Below are 17,856 nucleotides of genomic sequence, written 5' to 3' on the forward strand. Positions count from 1 at the left end.
TGACGACGGCGTCAATCACCTGAGGAGACAGCACGATGCGAACCAAATGGAAGCGAACGCTTCTGACTGCCGTCGCCGGCAGCCTCGTGGTCAGCCTGGCCGCGTGCAGCGAGGAAGGCGCCGACGCGGGTGGTGGTGTCAACCTCGACGGCAAGAAGACCGCGTCGATGGCCGACTACAAGGCGGGCGCGCAGTTCAAGGCCTCCGAGCCGATCGACGTCAGCCTGCTCTACCTCGACCAGTCGCACTACCCGATCAAGGACGACTGGCTGCTGTGGAAGGAGATCACGCAGCGGACCAACGTCACGATCAAGCCCACGGTCGTGCCCTACAGCGACTACGACCAGAAGCGCGGTCTGCTGATCAGCTCGGGTGACGCGCCGACGATCATCTCCAAGACCTACCCGGGCCAGGAGGAGCAGTTCGTGTCCTCCGGCGCGATCCTGCCGGTGAGCGACTACATCGACCTGATGCCGCACTTCAAGGACAAGGTCGAGAAGTGGAAGCTCCAGCCTGAGCTGAACACGCTGCGCCAGGAGGACGGCAAGTTCTACGTGCTGCCCGGCATGCACGAGAAGGTCTGGCAGGACTACACGCTCGCGTTCCGCACCGACGAGCTGAAGCGGCTGAACCTGCAGGCACCGAAGAACTGGGACGAGGTCTACACCGTCCTCAAGGCGATCAAGGCGGCGAACCCGGACAGCTACCCGCTGTCGGACCGCTTCGAGGGCAAGTCGATCCTCAACTACGCGGGCCAGACCTTCGGCACGCAGGCCGGCTGGGGCTACGTCAAGAACACGATCTGGAACGAGTCGGCGCAGAAGTACGAGCTCACCGGCGCGACCCAGGAGTACAAGCAGCTGATCGAGTACTTCCACAAGCTCGTCTCCGAGGGCCTGATGGACCCCGAGAGCTTCACGCAGAAGGACGACGCGGCGATCCAGAAGTTCGCCGGCGGCAAGTCGTTCGCGATCAGCAGCAACGCGCAGAACATCGTCAACGACTACCGGCCGAACGTCTCCAAGATCCCCGGCGCGACCGTGGCGAAGATCCCGCTGCCCGCCGGGCCCAAGGGTGACGTCATCCGCGGCACGCGCCTGGAGAGCGGCCTGATGGTGTCGGCCAAGGCGGTCGAGAGCGACAAGTTCGTGGCGACGATGCAGTTCATCGACTGGCTCTGGTACTCCGACGAGGCCCAGGAGTTCTCCAAGTGGGGCGTGCAGGGCACGACCTACGACAAAGACGCGTCGGGCAAGCGGACCCTCAAGCCCGAGATCGCGTTCGGCGGCATGAACGTCGGCGCGCCGAAGAACCTCCAGCGCGACTTCGGCTTCCAGGGCGGTGTCTTCTACTACGGCGGCGCGAACGAGCTGCTGCAGTCGATGTTCACCGAGGAGGAGGTCGCCTTCCAGAAGACGATGGCCGACAAGAAGGTCGAGCCGCTGCCGCCGCCCGCGCCGCTGAACGAGGACGAGCGCGAGCGCGCCGCGCTGCTGGAGAGCCCGCTCAAGGACTTCGTCACGCAGTCGACGCTGCAGTTCATCCTCGGCCAGCGCGACCTGTCCACGTGGGACGCCTACGTCAAGGAGCTGGAGGCCAAGGGCTCGAACGACCTCGTCGAGCTGGTCAACGGCGCGTACAAGCGCTACAAGGAAAAGAACGGCTGATCGAGCGGTCCGGCCACGGCGAACGCGCCGTGGCCGGACCTGCCGCACCGTCCGACGTGACCCAGCGGGCTCCTGGGAGGGCACTTGAACCGCGTCACCGTTCCCGGCGAGCCGATCGGCCGCCTCTCCGACAGCTGGCGGCACTGCGTCGGCACCGGCCGGCTCAACCTCGCGCTGCGCGCCGACTACCAGGAGTCCCTGGCGCTCGTGCAGCGCGACATCGGCTTCCGCCACATCCGCGGACACGGGCTGCTGTCCGACGACATGGGGGTGCTGCGCCGGTCCAACGACGGCGTGACGCGGTACTCGTTCACCTACGTGGACCAGGTCTTCGACCGGTTCCTCCAGCTCGGCGTCCGGCCGTTCGTGGAGCTGGGGTTCATGCCGACCGCGCTCGCCTCGGGCGAGGACACGGTGTTCTGGTGGAAGGGCAACATCACCCCGCCGAACGACTGGGACGCGTGGGCCGCGCTGGTCCGCGCCGTCGTCCGGCACCTGATCGACCGCTACGGCCTGGCCGAGGTGCGCACCTGGCCGATCGAGGTGTGGAACGAGCCGAACCTGGTCAACTTCTGGAAGGACGCCGACCAGCAGGCCTACTTCCGCCTGTACGAGCTCACCGCGCGGACCATCAAGGACGTCGACGCGGAGCTGCAGGTGGGCGGCCCGGCGATCTCGCCAGGCTCGGACGAGTGGTGGGAGCCGTTCGCCGAGTTCGTCACCCGCCGCGACGTGCCGATCGACTTCGTCAGCAGGCACGCCTACACCTCCGGCCCGGCGCAGCACGTCCCGTTCGGCACCTACCAGACGCTCACCGCACCGCAACGGCTGCTGGAGCAGTTCGAGGCGCCGCGCAAGCACCTGGCGGGCACCGTGCTGGCCGGGCTGCCGGTGCACATCACGGAGTTCAACAGCTCCTACCGGCCGGACAACCCGATCCACGACACGGCCTACCACGCCGCCTACCTGGCCCCGGTGCTCGCCGGCGGCACGGAGCTGGTCGACTCGTACTCCTACTGGACGTTCTGCGACGTCTTCGAGGAGGAGAACGTGCCGACCTCGTTGTTCCACGGCGGTTTCGGCCTGCTCACGCACCGGCAGGTGCCGAAGCCGACCTACCACCTGTACACGTTCATGGCCCGGATGGGCTCCCGGGTGCTGGCGCGCGGCGAGGACCACCTGGTGTGCTCGACCGACGACGGCCGGGTCACGGTGCTCGCCTGGCAGCCGGTGGGCGGCACAGACGGGCCGGACGCGGCCGAGCGGCACGAGGTGCGGCTGTCGGTCCCGCTGACCGGACCGCGGGCGTTCGTCCGCCGGGAACGGGTCAACGAGCACGACGGCAACGCGTTCGGCGCCTGGCGGGAACTGGGCCGTCCCCGCTCGCCCGACCTCCGCACGCTCGACGTGCTGCGCGACTGCGCCCGGCCCGCCCTGGAACACCGGTCGGTGCCGATCGTGGACGGACGGGTCCCGCTGGACCTCACCCTCGCCCGGCACGAGGTCACGTTCGTCGAACTCACCCCGGTGCACGCCGAGGAGCACGAAGGCCTGGACGACCGGCGGCTGCTCGGCGCGTCCGACGACCGGCTCGTCGCACCGCACGAGAGGCCGTGACGGTGGCCGCCGAACGACGGGGTGATCCCGCCGCCGAGATCGGCACGGGCGTCCTGTCGCGCATCGCGTCCGTCGTGTACTGGTTCGTCGTCATCGAGGCCATGATCCTGCTGACGACCGCCCCCGGCTTCCTCGTGCTGCTGTTCCTCGACCGCAGCGCGGGCAACGCGCCCCTCATCGGGCTGTGCTTCGCCCCGGTCGGCCCGGCGCTGTCGGCCGCCGTCTACGCCTGGCGGGTGTTCCTCCACGACCGCGACCTCTCCCCCGCCACGCACTTCCGCCGCGGCTACCGGCTCAACCGGCTCGACGTGCTGCGCTGGTGGCTGCCCGCGCTGGCGGTGCTCACCGTGATCGGCTTCAGCCTGGCCAACCTGGAGCTGGCCGGGGTGCCCGCCGGGTACGGCCTGGTGCTCGTGGTCATCGCGGTGGCCATCCTGCTCTGGTCGACGCAGGCGCTGGTGCTGTCGTCCACGCTGTCGCTGCGGACCCGTGACACCGCGCGGCTGGCGTCCTACTACCTCGGCGCCCGACCGGCGAGCGCGCTCGGCGCGTTGTCGCTGCTCATCGCGGCCGGCGGGCTCGTCGTGCTCACCTCGGACTGGGTGCTGGCGCTGCTCGTCTCACCGTTCACCCTCCTGCTGCTGCGCAACGCCGACCCGGTGCTGCGCGACGCGACCGAAAGGTTCACCGCGTGAGGATCGGCTACGGCGGCGACTACAACCCCGAGCAGTGGCCCCGCGAGGTCTGGGACGCCGACTACTCCGCGTTCGAGCTCGCCGGCATCGACACGGTGACGCTGGGCGTGTTCGCGTGGGCCCACCTCCAGCCCGCCGAGGACCGCTACGACTTCTCGACGTTGGACGCGATCGTGGAACGTGCGACGGCCGAGGGCATGCGGATCGTGCCGGCCACCCCGAGCGGCGCGATGCCGCCGTGGCTGGCGCGCGCGTACCCGGAGGCGTGCCGGGTCGACTTCGAGGGACGGCGGCACGTGTACGGACAGCGGCACAACGCGTGCCCGTCCTCCCCCGACTTCCGCCGGCTGTCCGTGGCGCTGGCCGGACGGCTGGCCGAGCGGTACGGGGACAACCCGGCGGTCGTCGCGTGGCACGTCGGCAACGAGTACGGCGGCGCGTGCTGGTGCTCGGCGTGCGGCGAGGCGTTCCGCTCGTGGTTGCGCGAGCGCTACGGCTCGTTGGACCGGCTCAACCACGCGTGGAACACCACGTTCTGGTCGCACACGTTCACCGACTGGGCGGAGATCGTGCCGCCGAACGCGCTGTCCGAGCACTGGCGCGGACCCAACCACACCGCGTTCCAGGGGATCACGCTGGACTACAAGCGGTTCACGTCGGACGCGCTGCTCGGCGGGTTCGTGGCGGAGAAGGCGGCGATTCGCGAGCACTCGCCGCACACGCCCGTGACGACGAACATGATGGGCCTGTACCAACCGATCGACTACCACCGGTGGGCGCCGCACCTGGACTTCGCGTCGTGGGACAACTACCCGCCCGAGGACCGTTCGTCGACGCGCACGGCCGCGCGGATGGCGTTGGCGCACCGGTTGATGCGCGGCCTGCGCGGCGGCGAGCCGTTCTGGGTCATGGAACAGACCCCCTCGGTGACCGCCTCGCGTGACGTGAACCCGGTCAAGCGCCCCGGCGTGCTGCGGCTGTGGTCGTGGCAGTCGGTCGCCAACGGCGCGGACGCGGTGCTGTACTTCCAGTTGCGGCAGTCGCGCGGCGCCTGCGAGAAGTACCACGGCGCCGTCCTCGACCACGCGGGCCGCACGGACACCAGGGTGTTCCGCGAGGTCGCCGACCTGGGCGCGGAGTTCGCGCGGGTCGGTGACGCCGTGCTCGGCGCCCGGACTCCCGCGCGTGCCGCGCTGCTGGTCGACTGGGACAGCTGGTGGGCGGTCGAGATGTCGGACGGCCCCAACCGCAACGTCGGCTACCTGGACGTCCTCACCACCTACCACCGAGCCCTGTGGCAGGCGAACGTGCCCCTGGACGTCGTGCCGGTGACCGCCGACCTCTCCGGCTACGACGTCGTCGTCGCGCCGTTGCTGCACATGGTGAAGGGCGACCTCGCGGACCGGGTGACGGCACTGGTCGAGCGCGGCGGCACATTCGTGACGACCGCCCTGTCAGGCCGGGTGGACGAGGACGACAACGCCTTCCTGACCGACGTACCGGGGCCGTTCGCGTCGCTGCTCGGGCTGCGGGTCGAGGAGACCGACGCCCAGCCGCCCGACGTGGTGAACCCGGTGACGCTGTTCGGCACCGAGTACGACGCCCGGCACGTCTTCGAGCTGGTCGTGCCGGACGACGCGGAGGTCGTCGGCACCTACGGCACGGACTTCTACGCCGGAACACCCGCCGTGACAAGGGCGTCACGCGGACGCGGTCACGCCTATTACGTGGCCACACTGCTGGACGACGCCGGTGTCGCTGCCGTCCTGCGCACCGCCCTGGGCAACCTCACCGGACCACTGGCCGACGTGCCGGACGTCGAGGTCACCGAACGCATCGCACCCGACGGCACCCGCCACCTGTTCGTGCTCAACCACGGCGACCCCCGCGTCGTACCGTCCCCCGTCCACGGCACCGACCTGCTCACCGGCCAGGAATTCCAGGCCGGCGATGACATCAACCTGCCCACCACCGCCGTCCTGGTGATCCGCCAATCCGAGGCAGTCCCGGACCCTCAATAGATCCGGCGGCCGTGGGCGTCCGGTACGCCGGACTTGCGCCAGAAGTACGTGTTCACCTGATCACGCCACTCGATCGCGCACCGCAACTGCTCCTCCAGCAACGCGGTGACCCGCTCGAACACCTCCACCGGCACGTCATCCTTGAGCCGGGCCCACGTCCCGGCCATCCGCGACACCTCCTCGCACCCCGCGAAGTGGGTGTCGTAGATGTGCTGGATCACCGTCTTGCCCGAGTGCAGGACGTGGCCGTACGGCACGTGGTGGAAGAACAGCAGCAGCTCGTCGGGACACGTCTCGACCGACTCGTACACGTCACGCCACGGCGCCGGGAACTGGCCGGTGAAGCCCGTACCGGTGGCCCGCGTGCGGTCCACGCCCACGCCGTCCCGGTCGGCGAAGTGGTAAGTGCCCCACGGCGAGTACTCGTAGCCGTCCACGCTGGGCCCGTAGTGGTTGCCCGGGTTCACCATGAACCCGACACCCAGCGGCGCGGTGTACCGCTCGTACGTCGACCACGACCCGTCCATGACCTCGTGCAACGCCTCACGCACGGCCGAACCCGGGAACGTGAGCCCGATCCACTCGTCCAGCACCGCCTCGGGCGTGAGCCGGTCGTCCCACGCCAGCCGCCCGAACCCGAACAAGTTGGCCTGCGCCAACGGGTGGCCGGTCCAGAAGGGGTCATCACCCACGTTCGACACCGCCACCACCCCACCGGCCGGAGCGGCACCCCGCCCCCCGGCGATGTCCGCGACCGCCGGTTCACCCTCACCCCACGGCCGGAACGCGAGCATCTCCCGCCACATCGGGTTGAGGTAGCACACGTGCTTCTGCTGCCCGGTGTACTCCTGCGTCACCTGCAACTCGACCGCGAGCCGGGTGCGCGGCATGGCGGCGATCACCGGCGACAGCGGCTCGCGCACCTGGAAGTCCATCGGACCGGCCTTCACCTGCAGCACGACGTTCGGGTCGAACGAGCCGTCCAGCGGGGCGAAGTGGTCGTGAGCCGCACGCGCGCGATCGGTCGAGCGGTCGCGCCAGTCCTGCCGGTGGTTGTACACGAACGCCCGCCAGAACACCGTGCCACCGAACGGCGCCAGCGCACGGGCCAGCACGTTCGCACCGTCCGCGTGGTCGCGGCCGTACGCGAACGGACCGGGCTGGCCCTCCGAGTCGGCCTTCACGACGTACCCGCCGAAGTCGGGGATCGCCGCGTACACCTCGGCGGTCGTGCGCGCCCACCACTCCGCCACCGCCGGGTCGAGCGGGTCGGCCGTGGGCAGCCCGCCGAGCGTCATCGGCGCGGCGAAGCTCACCGACAGGTGCACCCTGATCCCGTGCGGGCGGAACACCTCGGCCAACCGCACCACGTCCGGCAGCAGGTCGGTGAGCAGCCGCGCCTCCGTGCGGTGCACGTTGACGTTGTTGAGGCCGACCCGGTTCACGCCGATCGAGCCGAGCAACCGCGCGTAGGCTCGTGCCCGGGAGAGGTCGGCACGCACCGCGCCATCGGCGTAGAAGATCGAACCGCCCGCGTACCCGCGTTCCACCTGCCCCATCACGGGGTTCGCGTCGATGTTGTCCCAGTGGTCCAGCATCCGCACCGGCTGCCGAGGCGCGTGCCTCCGCGCCCGCGCCTCACCCGTGAACGCCGCCTCACCCTGCCGCACCACGTGGTGGAAGCCGTACAGCAGGCCGACGCCGTCGATCGCGCGCACCACGGTGGTCGAGCCGGCACGCCCCACGACGAACGCCTCGGGATCTGTCTCACCGCCGTCAGGCCCGCACACCAGCTCCAGGTCCGCCGGGCCGTCGTCGACCAGCGCGCCACCGTGCTCGGCCACCGCCGTGTCGACCTCGCCGCGGACCGTGGCGACGACCGGCCCGTCCCCGATGACGCGGACCCGGCGTGAGCCGACCGACCGGAACGCGGAAGCGGGGAGCCACGCGGGGTGCACGCCGATCATGGACAGGTTCCTCCCGGTGCGAATCGGTGACATGGCCAAACTATGTCGCCTCGACCCCACCGGGCAAGGAAAACCGGCCGTCCACTGTCGACGTTCACGAGTGTGGACAGCCCACGAAACTTTTACGTGCCAACGACTACCGCACCATCTCGATTGGACGGAGAGAACAGCTCCAGCGGGACGGCGTCGGCGAGCGCCCGGTAGCCGGCCGGGGTCATGTGCAGGTGGTCGCCTTCGTCGTACTCACCCCGCAACCGGCGCGGGTCCTCCGGGTCTCGCACCACCGCGTCGAAGTCGAGCACCGCGTCGAACACCCCGCTGCCGCGGATCCACTCGTTGACCTCCTGGCGTGCCGCCTCGCGGTGCCCGCCCGGGTCGTCGTACGCCTCGTTGCCACCCAGCGGCGCCAACGTCGCGCCGTACACCTTGATCCCGTGCGCGTGAGCCCGCACCACCATCTGCTCGTAGGCCGCGCAGAGGTCGTCCACCACCTGCTTCTGCACCACCGCCGAAGCCTCCGCCGTACCGAGGTCGTTGATGCCCTCGAACAGCACCAGCCACCTCACCCCGCTCTGCGCCGGCACATCGCGGTCGAACCGGGCCAGCGCGTTCGGCCCGAGCCCGTCGCCGAACACCTGGTTCCCACCGATCCCCTGGTTGAGCACCGCGACGTCCGCCGTGGCCTGCTCCGCCCGCAGCCGGGCCGACAGGCGGTCCGGCCAGCGGTCGTTGCCGTTGGTGGTGGAGCCCCGCCCGTCGGTCAGCGAATCGCCCAACGTGACCACGGCCGAGCCGCCCCGCTGCGACCACACCTCGATCCCGCTGAGGAAGTACCAGTGGTCGGTGGTCGTCGCACCGGGCAGGTCCCGCGCCTCCACGTGGTCGCCCGCCAGCAGGTAGGAGGTCGTCCGCGAGCCGGGGTGCGACGTCACCAGGTCCGACGCCTGCCCGTCCGCCAGGTACACCGTCACGGTCAGGTTCGCCTCCGGTCCGACCGGGAAGTCCAGCGGGTCCGACACGACCTGCGCCCCGACCGGCACCACGACGCCCGCACGTCCGTGGAACGTGACCGGCCGGACCGATCCGGGCTCCACCGCGCCCACCCCGGCCCGCCCGCCGACCGGTCGGGCCACGGTCACTGCCGTGATCGGCAGCACCGCGCCGCCGAACGCGTTGGAGAACCGCAGCCGCAGCCGGTCACCACCGACCGTGACCCGCGCGGTCTGCCGCAGCGTGGCGTCGGCGAGCACCAGGCCGTCCCGGGTGAACGGCGCGGGCGGCAGGTTGCCCGGCTCGGTCAACTGCGGCGCGGACACCCACGTGTGCACCCACCGGCCGGTCGGACGGGGGTTCTCGGGCGACGCGGTGTGGCTCATGCGCCCGATTCTGGTGCAGCGGTCCTGCTCCGGTCAGCTGCGGGTCTCAACTGGGAGTCGTCGGGCGGGCCGAAGGCAACCGGCGTGCGGGCGTAGCGAAAACCCCGGCCGGCGACGATCTCCCGGGCGGTAGGTCATCGACAATGCCCGAAGGAGGGCGCATGCCCCGCTCAACCCGGTTGTGGGTGGCGATCGCCGCCGCAACCCTGGTCCTGTCCGGCACGGCTCACGCGCAGGACGACCGCAGGGTGCTCATCGGCACCCCGACCACCCGCTCGGCCGCCGAGGTCGGTGTCCCGATCCTGGTCACGGGTCTCTCGCTCGCCCCGACGACGGTAGCGATCACCGCCACCGAGCTGACGTTCGACGGCGGGACCACCTGGGTGACCGCCGAGGTCCTGCGCGATCACGACCCGTCCCGGGTCGACTGGCGGTACGTCTTCACGCCCGACCGCGTCGGTGACGTCGAGGTCGTCGGTCGGGTTGTCACCGCCTCCGGCGCCGGCCCGATCGGCGCACCCGTGGTCATCCACGTCGATGGCACGGCCGTCACCCAGCAGGTGGACTGCGCGACCCGGTGCGAGCTCGGCACCTACTACAAGGACGTGGTCGACGATCCCGACCGGGAGCCGGTCGAGGTGGGCACCCGGTTCCAGGTCGACCGACCCGGGGTCCTGCTGGGCGCGTCCCTCGGGCGTGGCGCGTACCGCGGTCCGATCAGCCTGCGGCTGTGGTCGGACACCGGCGTGCTGCTCGCCGAGCAGCCGTGGGACCACCCCGGGCTGATGGCCCAGATCGACTTCCCGACGCCCGTCGCGGTCGAGCCGGGACGGGACTACGTGATCTCGTACTACACCCCCGAAGGCGGCTACGCGACCTCGGAGGACTTCTTCGTCGGCACGCTCGTGCGGGCGCCGTTCATCGTGCCGCCGAGCGCCGGCGTCTACCACTACGGCGTGGGCGGCGGCTTCCCGACCGAGAGCTGGCACGACAGCACCTACTGGCTGTTGCCGGAGTTCCGCGGCTGACCGCTTGCGCCAACCAGGCGACCCTGGTGTGGACCGTGGGCCGGGCGGGAACCGTCCCGGTGACGTCGTCGGTGACGTCCGGCCCAGGGAGGCGACATGCGCGGGCGCTTGCTCACGGTGGTGCTGGTCGTTCCCGCGCTGGTCGTCGCCGGGTGCGGCGGGCTGGGTTCGGACACGTCCGACGCGCTGGTCACCATGGGTTTCGGCCTGCCGGACGAGCACGCGACGGCGCGCGTGGCGGTGTTCCGCGAGGCCAACCCGGGTGTGGACCTGAGGATCACCGAGGGCGCGTTCGACGAGCAGCAGTTCCTCTCCGCCGTCGCCGCGGGCGACCCGCCGGACCTGGTCTACGCGGAACGTCGCAAGCTCGGCGGCTACGCGGCGCGTGGCGCGGTGCAGAGCCTGGACGCCTGCGTGCGCGAGCACGGCGTCGACCTCGGCCGGTTCCGGGACGCGGCCCTGCGCCAGGTCACCTACCAGGGCGGGGTGTACGGGCTACCGGAGTTCTCCAGCGTCCGCCTCATGATCATCAACAACCCCGTGGTGCGCGCCGCGGGCCTCGACCCGGCGGCGCTGTCCACCTCCGACTGGGCCGGGATGGGCGCGCTGACCGACCGGCTGAAGGAGGTCGGCGACGGTCGGGTGGAGCGCATCGGCTTCGACCCGAAGGTCCCGGAGTTCCTGCCGCTGTGGGCCAAGGCGAACGGCGCCGAGCTGATCGGCCCCGGCGCGCGGCTGGACGACCCGCGCGTGGTCGAGGCGGTCCGGCACACCACCGACCTGGTGGCCCGGCAGGGCGGCTGGGCGTCGTTCAAGGCGTTCCGCGACACGTTCGACCAGTTCGGCGCGAACAACCAGTACGTGACCGGGCAGCTCGCCGCGATGCCGATGGACTCCTGGTACCTCAACACGCTGGCCACCAACTCCCCCGACGCCGACGTGACGATCGTGCCGTTCACGGACCGCGACGGGCGGGTGCTGACCGAGTCCGGCGGCCAGGCGTGGGCGATACCCAAGGGCGCCAGGCACCCGGAGCTGGCCTGCCGCTTCCTGGTCACGATGACCGACACGCCGACCTGGGTCACCGCCGCGACCGCGCGGCGGGACGCGTTGGCCAAGGCCGGGCGGCCCTACGGCGGCACGTTCACCGGCAACCGGGAGGCCGACGAGCGGATCTTCGGCGAGGTGTTCGACCCGCGGGGCAACCCGATCCTGGCCAAGGGCGTGCCGGTGGTGCTGTCGTTGCAGGACAAGGCGTTCGCGCTGCCGCCGAGCCCGGCCGCGAGCGAGCTGGTGCGCGCCTGGGAGGGCGCGGTGAACCGCGTCCTGGTCGGGCAGCAGAGCCCCGAAGAGGCGATGGCGCAGGCCCAGCGCGAAGCGGAACGGGCGCTCAAGCGGGTGGGCGGGAGGTAGGGCCGTGACGGTCAGCGGACGTGAGGCGCGGGCGGGGTGGTTGTTCCTGCTGCCGTGGGTGATCGGGTTCCTGGCGTTCACCGCCGGGCCGATGCTGTTCAGCCTGTGGCTGTCGCTGACGCACTACGACATGCTCAAGCCGCCCGCGTTCGTCGGCCTGGAGAACTACCGCGAGGCGTTGGCCGACGAACGCGTCGGCACGGCGATGTGGAACACGGTGTTCTTCACCGCGCTGCACGTGCCGTCCCAGATCGTGCTGGCGCTGGGCCTGGCGAGCCTGCTGCGCCGGGCCGGCCGCGGCAGCGGGTTCTTCCGCACCATCCTCTACCTGCCGGTGATGACACCGCCCGTGGCGCTGGCGGCCATGTTCCTGCTGCTGCTCAACGGGCAGCACGGCGCGGTGAACGGATTCCTGGGCTGGTTCGGCTTCCAGGGCCCGAACTGGACCACCGACCCGGCGTGGATCAAACCGGGGCTCGTGGTGATGGGCCTGTGGACGGTCGGCAGCACGGCGGTGCTGTACCTGGCGGCGCTGACCCGCGTGCCGGTGGAGCGGTACGAGGCGGCGCGGCTGGACGGCGCGAGCCCGTGGCGGCAGTTCTGGCACGTGACGCTGCCCGGCATCAGCGGCACGGTGTACTTCACCGTCGTGGTGAACACGATCGCGTCGTTGCAGGTGTTCACCGAGGCGTACGCGATGTTCTTCGGCGCGCGGGCCAAGCAGTCCGCGGAGGGCGACGCGGCGCTGTTCTACGTGATCCACCTGTTCCAGGAGGCGTTCGGGTCGCTGCGGATGGGGTACGCGTCGGCGTTGGCGTGGGGTCTGTTCGCGGTGATCGCCGTGATCACGGCCGTGCAGGTGCGGTTGTCGCGCCGGTACGTGCACTACGAGGGTGACCGGTCGTGAAGCGCGTCGGGGTGTGGGCGGCGCTGCTGGTCGTCACGGTGGCGTTCGGCTACCCGTTCTGGTGGCTGGTGAGCGCGTCGCTGAAGGACCGGGCGCACGTGTTCGACAACACGCTGCTGCCCCGGCCGTTCTCGCCGGGCAACTACGTCGAGGTGTGGCAGGCGGTGCCGCTGCTGACGTGGATAGGCAACAGCGTAGCGGTGGGGTTGGCGGCCGCGGCGGCGGCGACGGCGGCGAGCGCGCTGGTGGCGTTCGGCTTCGCGATGTTCCGGTTCCGGGGCCGTGACCTGCTGTTCGGCGTGGTGCTGGCGACCATGATGCTGCCCGCGGCGGTGACCATGGTGCCGGTGTACCTGGAGTGGCACGCGCTGGGCCTGGCCACCACGCAGATCCCGCTGTGGGCGCAGAACCTGTTCGGTTCGGCGTTCTACATCTTCCTGCTGCGGCAGTTCTTCCTCGGCCTGCCGCGCGAGGTGTTCGACGCGGCGAAGGTCGACGGCGCGAGCGCGTGGCGGCTGTTCACCTCGATGGCCCTGCCGCTGGCCAAGCCCGGGCTGGTCGTGGTGTTCGTGTTCGAGCTGAAGGCGGCGTGGACGGACCTGGTCAAGCCGTTGATCTACCTGCGCGACCCGCAGCTGTACACGTTGCCGCGCGGGTTGAAGGCGGTGCTGGACCGGTTCGGCGAGGGCGGCGAGGAGCAGTGGGAGCTGGTGCTGGCCGCGAGCGCCATCGCGACCGTGCCGATGGTGCTGCTGTTCCTGGTGGCGCAGCGGCACTTCGTGCGCGGCACCGTCACTCAGCACGTCGAGTGACCAGCGGGGTCAGCACCAGGCCGAGGACGTTCGCGGCGGTGGCGCTGGACAGCGCGATGCCCCAGCCGACCGGGCCCAGCGGCGTGCAGCCGAAGAACTGGCTCACCCCGGGCGTCTGGATCACCGCGCCCAGCGCGGCGGCCGAGCCTAGGCTCGCGGCCAGCACCGAGCGGTCCAGCCCACCGGTCACCAGGGTCTGGCCGAGCTGGGTGCCGACCAGCGCGGCCAGCGCCACGGTGCTCGCCCGGCGGGCCCGGCCGGTGAGGCGGGCCGCCGTCCACGCCGCCGTGGCGCCGAGCGCGGTGGTGATCGCGCGGGCGGTGATGTCCTTGGTCAACGCGCTGCCGAGCGACGAGGTCGGCCCCTCGCGCAGCAGGTCGGGCACGGACTCGCGGGCGGGCCTGCTCAGCGCGATGGCCAACGCGGGCGCGAGGTCGGTCAGCAGGTTCACCAGCAGCAGTTGCCGCGCGGTCAGGGGCGACCGGCCGGTGACCGCGGAGCCGAGCACGGTGAACGCGATCTCGCCGAGGTTGCCGCCGAGCAGGATCGCCAGCGCCTCGCGCACCGACGCCCACATGGCGCGGCCCTCCACCAGCGCCGCGATGATCGTGTCCAGCCGGTCGTCGGTGACCACGAGGTCCGCGGCGGCGCGGGCCGCCGGGGTGCCGCGCCTGCCCAGCGCGATGCCGACGTCGGCGAGCCGGATCGCCGGTGCGTCGTTCGCGCCGTCGCCGGTCATCCCGACCACCCGGCCGAGCCGCTGGTAGGTCTCGATGATCCGCACCTTCTGCGCCGGCGTGCAGCGGGCGATGACGTCCACGGTCGGCAGCAGGGCGTCCAGCTCGTCGTCGTCCAGCTCGTCCAGCTGTGACCCGGTCACCACGGTCATGTCGTCGTCGCCGCTGACCTCGCCGGCGATCGCCTCACCGGTGGCCGGGTGGTCGCCGGTGATCATCACGATCCGCACACCGGCCTCGCGCAGCTTCGCCGCGGCCGGTGGAGCGCCGTCGCGCACGGGGTCGGCCAGCGCGACGAAACCCAGCAGGGTCAGTCCCCGGACGTCGTCGTCGGTCACCGCGTCGCCCTCGAAGCCGGTGCGCTCGGCGACGGCCAGCACCCGGTGCCCGCTGCCGGCCAGCCGCTCCACCCGCTGCTCCAGCCGGCGCAGCTCGCCCGGGTCGGCGTCGCAGCGCGGCAACACCGTCTCCGGCGCGCCCTTCACGCTCAGCACCAGCCGTTTCCCGACCTTGCCGAGGGTCGCGTGGTAGCCGCGCGACGGCTCGAACGGCAGCGCCTCGACCGGGGTCCAGCCGCGCGCCGCGGTCGAGGGGCCGACGCGGACACGCCGTGCACCTGCCAGCACCGCCCGGTCGGTCTGGTGCGCGAGGTCGTCCGGGTCGTCGGCGGGCGGTGTGGCGCGGACGGCGGCGGCCATGACGCGGCGCAGTTCGTCGTTCAGCCCGTCGAGGTCGGCGCCGCGGCGGCCGTTGTCGACCCGGCCCACGGTCAGCCTGCCCTCGGTCAGCGTGCCGGTCTTGTCGAAGCACAGCACGTCGACCCGGCCCAGCGCCTCGATGGTGCGCGGGTTGCGGACCAGGGCGCCGTGCTCGGCCAGCCGCCGTGCCGCGGCCAGCTGGGCGGCGTTGACCAGGAACGGCAGCCCTTCGGGCACCGAGGCGACGGCCAGGTTCACCGCCGCGCCCATGCTCTCCCGCAGCGGCACGCCCCGCAGCAGCCCCGCACCGGTGACGGCCGCCGCCGAGCCGAGCGCCACGGGCAACGTCTTGCGGGTCAGGTCGGCCAGGCGCGCCTCGACGCCCGTGGTGGGCGCGTTGCGGCGGGCCGCGGCCATGCTCCGGCCCACCTCCGTGGCGTCACCGGTCGCGACGACCACGGCCAGCGCCTCGCCGGCGGCGATCGTGGTGCCCTCGTAGAGCATGGACGACCGGTCGGCCAGGTCCGCGGCGATCACCGGGGCCGGGTCCTTGGTCACCGGCAGGGACTCGCCGGTGACCGACGACTCGTCCACCTCCAACCCGTCGCCGTCGAGCAGGCGGCAGTCGGCGGGCACCACGTCACCGGCGGCCAACCGCACCACGTCACCCGGCACCAGCTCCTCCGCCGTCACCTGGCGGTCCTGACCGTCGCGGACCACGATCGCGCGCACCGCCGACCGGCCGAGCAGCGTGGCCAGCGCCCGGTCCGTGACGACCTGCTGCACGCTGCCGAGCAGCGCCGACACGCCCACCACACCGGCCACCAGCGCCGCGTCGACCGGGGAACCGACCGCCGCCGACACCGCCGCGCCACCCGCCAGCACCGGGGTCAGCGGGTTGGCCAGCTCGGCCAGGAACGCGCTGCCGAGGCTCGTGCCGACGGCCTGCCTGCCGCCCGACGTGCGCTGCCTGCGTTGCGCCTCGCGTTCGGGCAGCCCGTCACGGCCGGAGCCGAGCCGGTCCAGCACGGTGGCCGCCGGCATCAGGTGCCACGGCTGCGTGGTGGCCGGCGCGACCACGGCACGGCCGCCGGGCAGCCGCTTCGCCCGCCACACGCCGTCGACGAACGCGATGGCCGACGCGCCGTCCACCGCGCGTGCCGCATTTCGGGCGGGTGCGGGACCGCGCGTGCTCAACGCGCTCACCGCGCCGATGCCGCTCGCGGCCTGGGCGAGCATGATCGAGTCCCGGGTGACGCGCCGCGCCGCGGGCACCGCCTCCACCAGCACCACGGCCGCGTCCAGGTCCCGGACGACGACGTGCGCTCCCCACGGCGGTGACCCACCGTCCCGGTGCACGCCCACGCCGCAGTCCGCGGCGCCGAGCGCACGGCGGTTGTCGGACACGAGCAGCACGACGTGCCCGTCGCCCTGGAGTTCGCGCACCGCGCCGACCAGGCCGGTGCCGGACGGGACGACGCGGTCGGCGAACCGGACCGCCGGGCGGTCGCGGTCCGTGGCCACGACCACCCGCAGCCCGGCCTCCCGTGCCGCGGACGCGATCGCGTCCACCGCGGGCGGCGTCTCGACGTCGACCGCCAGCACGGCCCGCAGGCTGCGGCCCTCGACCAGGCCGAGCACCCCGGCGTGACCGGCCAGCCTGCGCTGTTCGCGCACGCCCTTGCGCCCCTGCGGGTCGAGGCGGTCGATCGGGCCGATCGCCCAGTCGCCGTCCCGGCGCACCGCGGTCGGGTCCTCGGGGTCGAACAGGGCGAACGCCCGCTCGGCGGTGTCCGCCGTCCCGGAATCCGCCTGCCCGGTGTCCGGCAGCGGCACCAGGTCGGTGAGCACCGACCGCCGCGAGCCCAGCGCGCTCTCGTCCAGCACCAGCACGTCCACCGCGTCCAGGCGGCGCAGCACCGACCGTTCCATCACCAGCGCGTTCCGGGTCGCCAGCACGCGGCCCAGCTGCGCGGCGAACGCGGCCTGGCCCACTGACGGTGCCTTCGGCAGGCTCGCCACGCCCAGCGCGGCGGCCCGGCGCAACCCGGTGAACGGCATCGCGGCCGCGGTCGCCGCCGCACCCGCCGCCAACGCCCGCCGCGCGTAGCGGTCGGCGGGACCTTCGGGGAACGGGCGTGGCCGTTCGACCACGATCGGCTCGGCCTCGGCGTCGTCCGGGCCGCCGATCAGGTCGGCTTCGGCGGCGCACCACGCGCGCTCGTGCGCCCTGACCCCACGCCACTGCTGCACGCGTTGGACGACGTCAAGCAAGGTGCTCTCGCTGCGTGACGCCAAGCCTTGGACGAGAGCGGCGGCGACCGAGGTGGCGGTGTCGGCGCGTTCCCGGCCCTGGAGCCGTCCGGCGGCCAGTTCGCGCAGCTTGGGGTGCAGGTCGACGGCGGCGATCAACGCGCCCAGCTCGCCCGGGATCGGCGCCCACGGCGCGATCTTCGTGATGGCGGCCAGCGCCAGGCCCGCGGCGTCCGCGGCGAGCGTGGGCAGCAACCGGGTGCCCTTGAGCCCGTCCGCCGGGTGGTGCAGCTCGTCCTCGACCAGGCGCTCGTCCTCGGTGGCGGGCTCGGCCTCGGCCCGGCGGACCAGCGTGACCAGCGCGTCCGTGGCAGGCGGCGGGTCGTCGACGGCGACGATCACCCGGGCGGACGGCGCGTTGACGCGTGCCCAGCGCACGCCGGGGTGCGACTCCAGGGCGCGTTCGATCCGCCCGGCCGCCTGCTTGCCGCGCGGGCCGCGCACGCCGTGCGCCTCGATGTGCAGGCGTCCCGGGCACGACCACACCTTCCGCCGGTCGCGGCGCAGCACTGCGGTCTGCTCCAGCGGGGCGAGGGCGAGTCCGACCAGCCCCTTGGCGAGGCCGCCTGCGGCGCGCACGGGGTCGATGCCGAGGAGTTCCACCG

At 72.2% G+C, this 17,856-nt stretch carries 11 protein-coding genes; 8 read left to right on the top strand and 3 right to left on the bottom strand.

The annotated features are described in order from the left end of the window. Positions 1-35 precede the first annotated feature (35 nt). The 4 genes from B0I31_RS08090 to B0I31_RS08105 all read left to right on the top strand — a co-directional run bounded on the left by B0I31_RS08090 (position 36) and on the right by B0I31_RS08105 (position 6,000). Positions 36-1,667, top strand: coding sequence for an ABC transporter substrate-binding protein (locus B0I31_RS08090; RefSeq protein ID WP_106614637.1), 1,632 nt, complete (start codon positions 36-38; stop codon positions 1,665-1,667). 84 nt (positions 1,668-1,751) lie between these two features. Continuing rightward, positions 1,752-3,284 carry a GH39 family glycosyl hydrolase gene (locus B0I31_RS08095; protein ID WP_106614638.1) on the top strand — a complete coding sequence of 511 codons (1,533 nt, stop codon included), beginning with the start codon at positions 1,752-1,754 and terminating at the stop codon, positions 3,282-3,284. Continuing rightward, positions 3,281-3,979 (top strand): glycosyl transferase, encoded by a 699-nt coding sequence (locus B0I31_RS08100; protein ID WP_245949748.1) that lies wholly within the window; start codon positions 3,281-3,283, stop codon positions 3,977-3,979. Before B0I31_RS08095 ends, B0I31_RS08100 begins: the two co-directional genes overlap by 4 nt. Next, entirely contained in the window at positions 3,976-6,000 is a 2,025-nt protein-coding gene (locus B0I31_RS08105; RefSeq protein ID WP_106614639.1) for a beta-galactosidase, read from the top strand. The genes B0I31_RS08100 and B0I31_RS08105 overlap by 4 nt, the downstream gene beginning before the upstream one ends. On the opposite strand, the gene B0I31_RS08110 is transcribed toward B0I31_RS08105, so the two are convergent. Further along, complete coding sequence (locus B0I31_RS08110; protein WP_245949749.1) at positions 5,994-8,000, bottom strand: alpha-glucuronidase; 2,007 nt, start codon at positions 7,998-8,000, stop codon at positions 5,994-5,996. The genes B0I31_RS08105 and B0I31_RS08110 overlap by 7 nt on opposite strands. Before the next feature lie 89 nt (positions 8,001-8,089). After that, positions 8,090-9,343 (bottom strand): SGNH/GDSL hydrolase family protein, encoded by a 1,254-nt coding sequence (locus B0I31_RS08115; RefSeq protein ID WP_106614641.1) that lies wholly within the window; start codon positions 9,341-9,343, stop codon positions 8,090-8,092. A gap of 161 nt (positions 9,344-9,504) precedes the next feature. Here B0I31_RS08115 and B0I31_RS08120 point away from each other — a divergent pair, with 161 nt between their 5' ends. The 4 genes from B0I31_RS08120 (at position 9,505) to B0I31_RS08135 (ending at position 13,503) form a co-directional block, all read left to right on the top strand. Then, on the top strand, positions 9,505-10,371 hold the full coding sequence (locus B0I31_RS08120; RefSeq protein WP_181320048.1) for a DUF4082 domain-containing protein: 867 nt from the start codon (positions 9,505-9,507) through the stop codon (positions 10,369-10,371). 96 nt (positions 10,372-10,467) lie between these two features. Next, on the top strand, positions 10,468-11,784 hold the full coding sequence (locus B0I31_RS08125) for an extracellular solute-binding protein (protein WP_106614643.1): 1,317 nt from the start codon (positions 10,468-10,470) through the stop codon (positions 11,782-11,784). Between the two features lie 4 nt (positions 11,785-11,788). After that, entirely contained in the window at positions 11,789-12,691 is a 903-nt protein-coding gene (locus B0I31_RS08130; RefSeq protein WP_106614644.1) for a carbohydrate ABC transporter permease, read from the top strand. Continuing rightward, a complete protein-coding gene (locus B0I31_RS08135; RefSeq protein ID WP_106614645.1) occupies positions 12,688-13,503 on the top strand; it encodes a carbohydrate ABC transporter permease in 816 nt (271 codons plus the stop codon). Before B0I31_RS08130 ends, B0I31_RS08135 begins: the two co-directional genes overlap by 4 nt. On the opposite strand, the gene B0I31_RS08140 is transcribed toward B0I31_RS08135, so the two are convergent. Further along, positions 13,484-17,854 (bottom strand): cation-translocating P-type ATPase, encoded by a 4,371-nt coding sequence (locus B0I31_RS08140; RefSeq protein ID WP_106614646.1) that lies wholly within the window; start codon positions 17,852-17,854, stop codon positions 13,484-13,486. The genes B0I31_RS08135 and B0I31_RS08140 overlap by 20 nt on opposite strands. Between the last annotated feature and the right edge of the window lie 2 nt (positions 17,855-17,856).

The sequence above is a fragment of the Saccharothrix carnea genome, from assembly GCF_003014735.1.
Classification (GTDB): Bacteria; Actinomycetota; Actinomycetes; order Mycobacteriales; family Pseudonocardiaceae; genus Actinosynnema; species Actinosynnema carneum.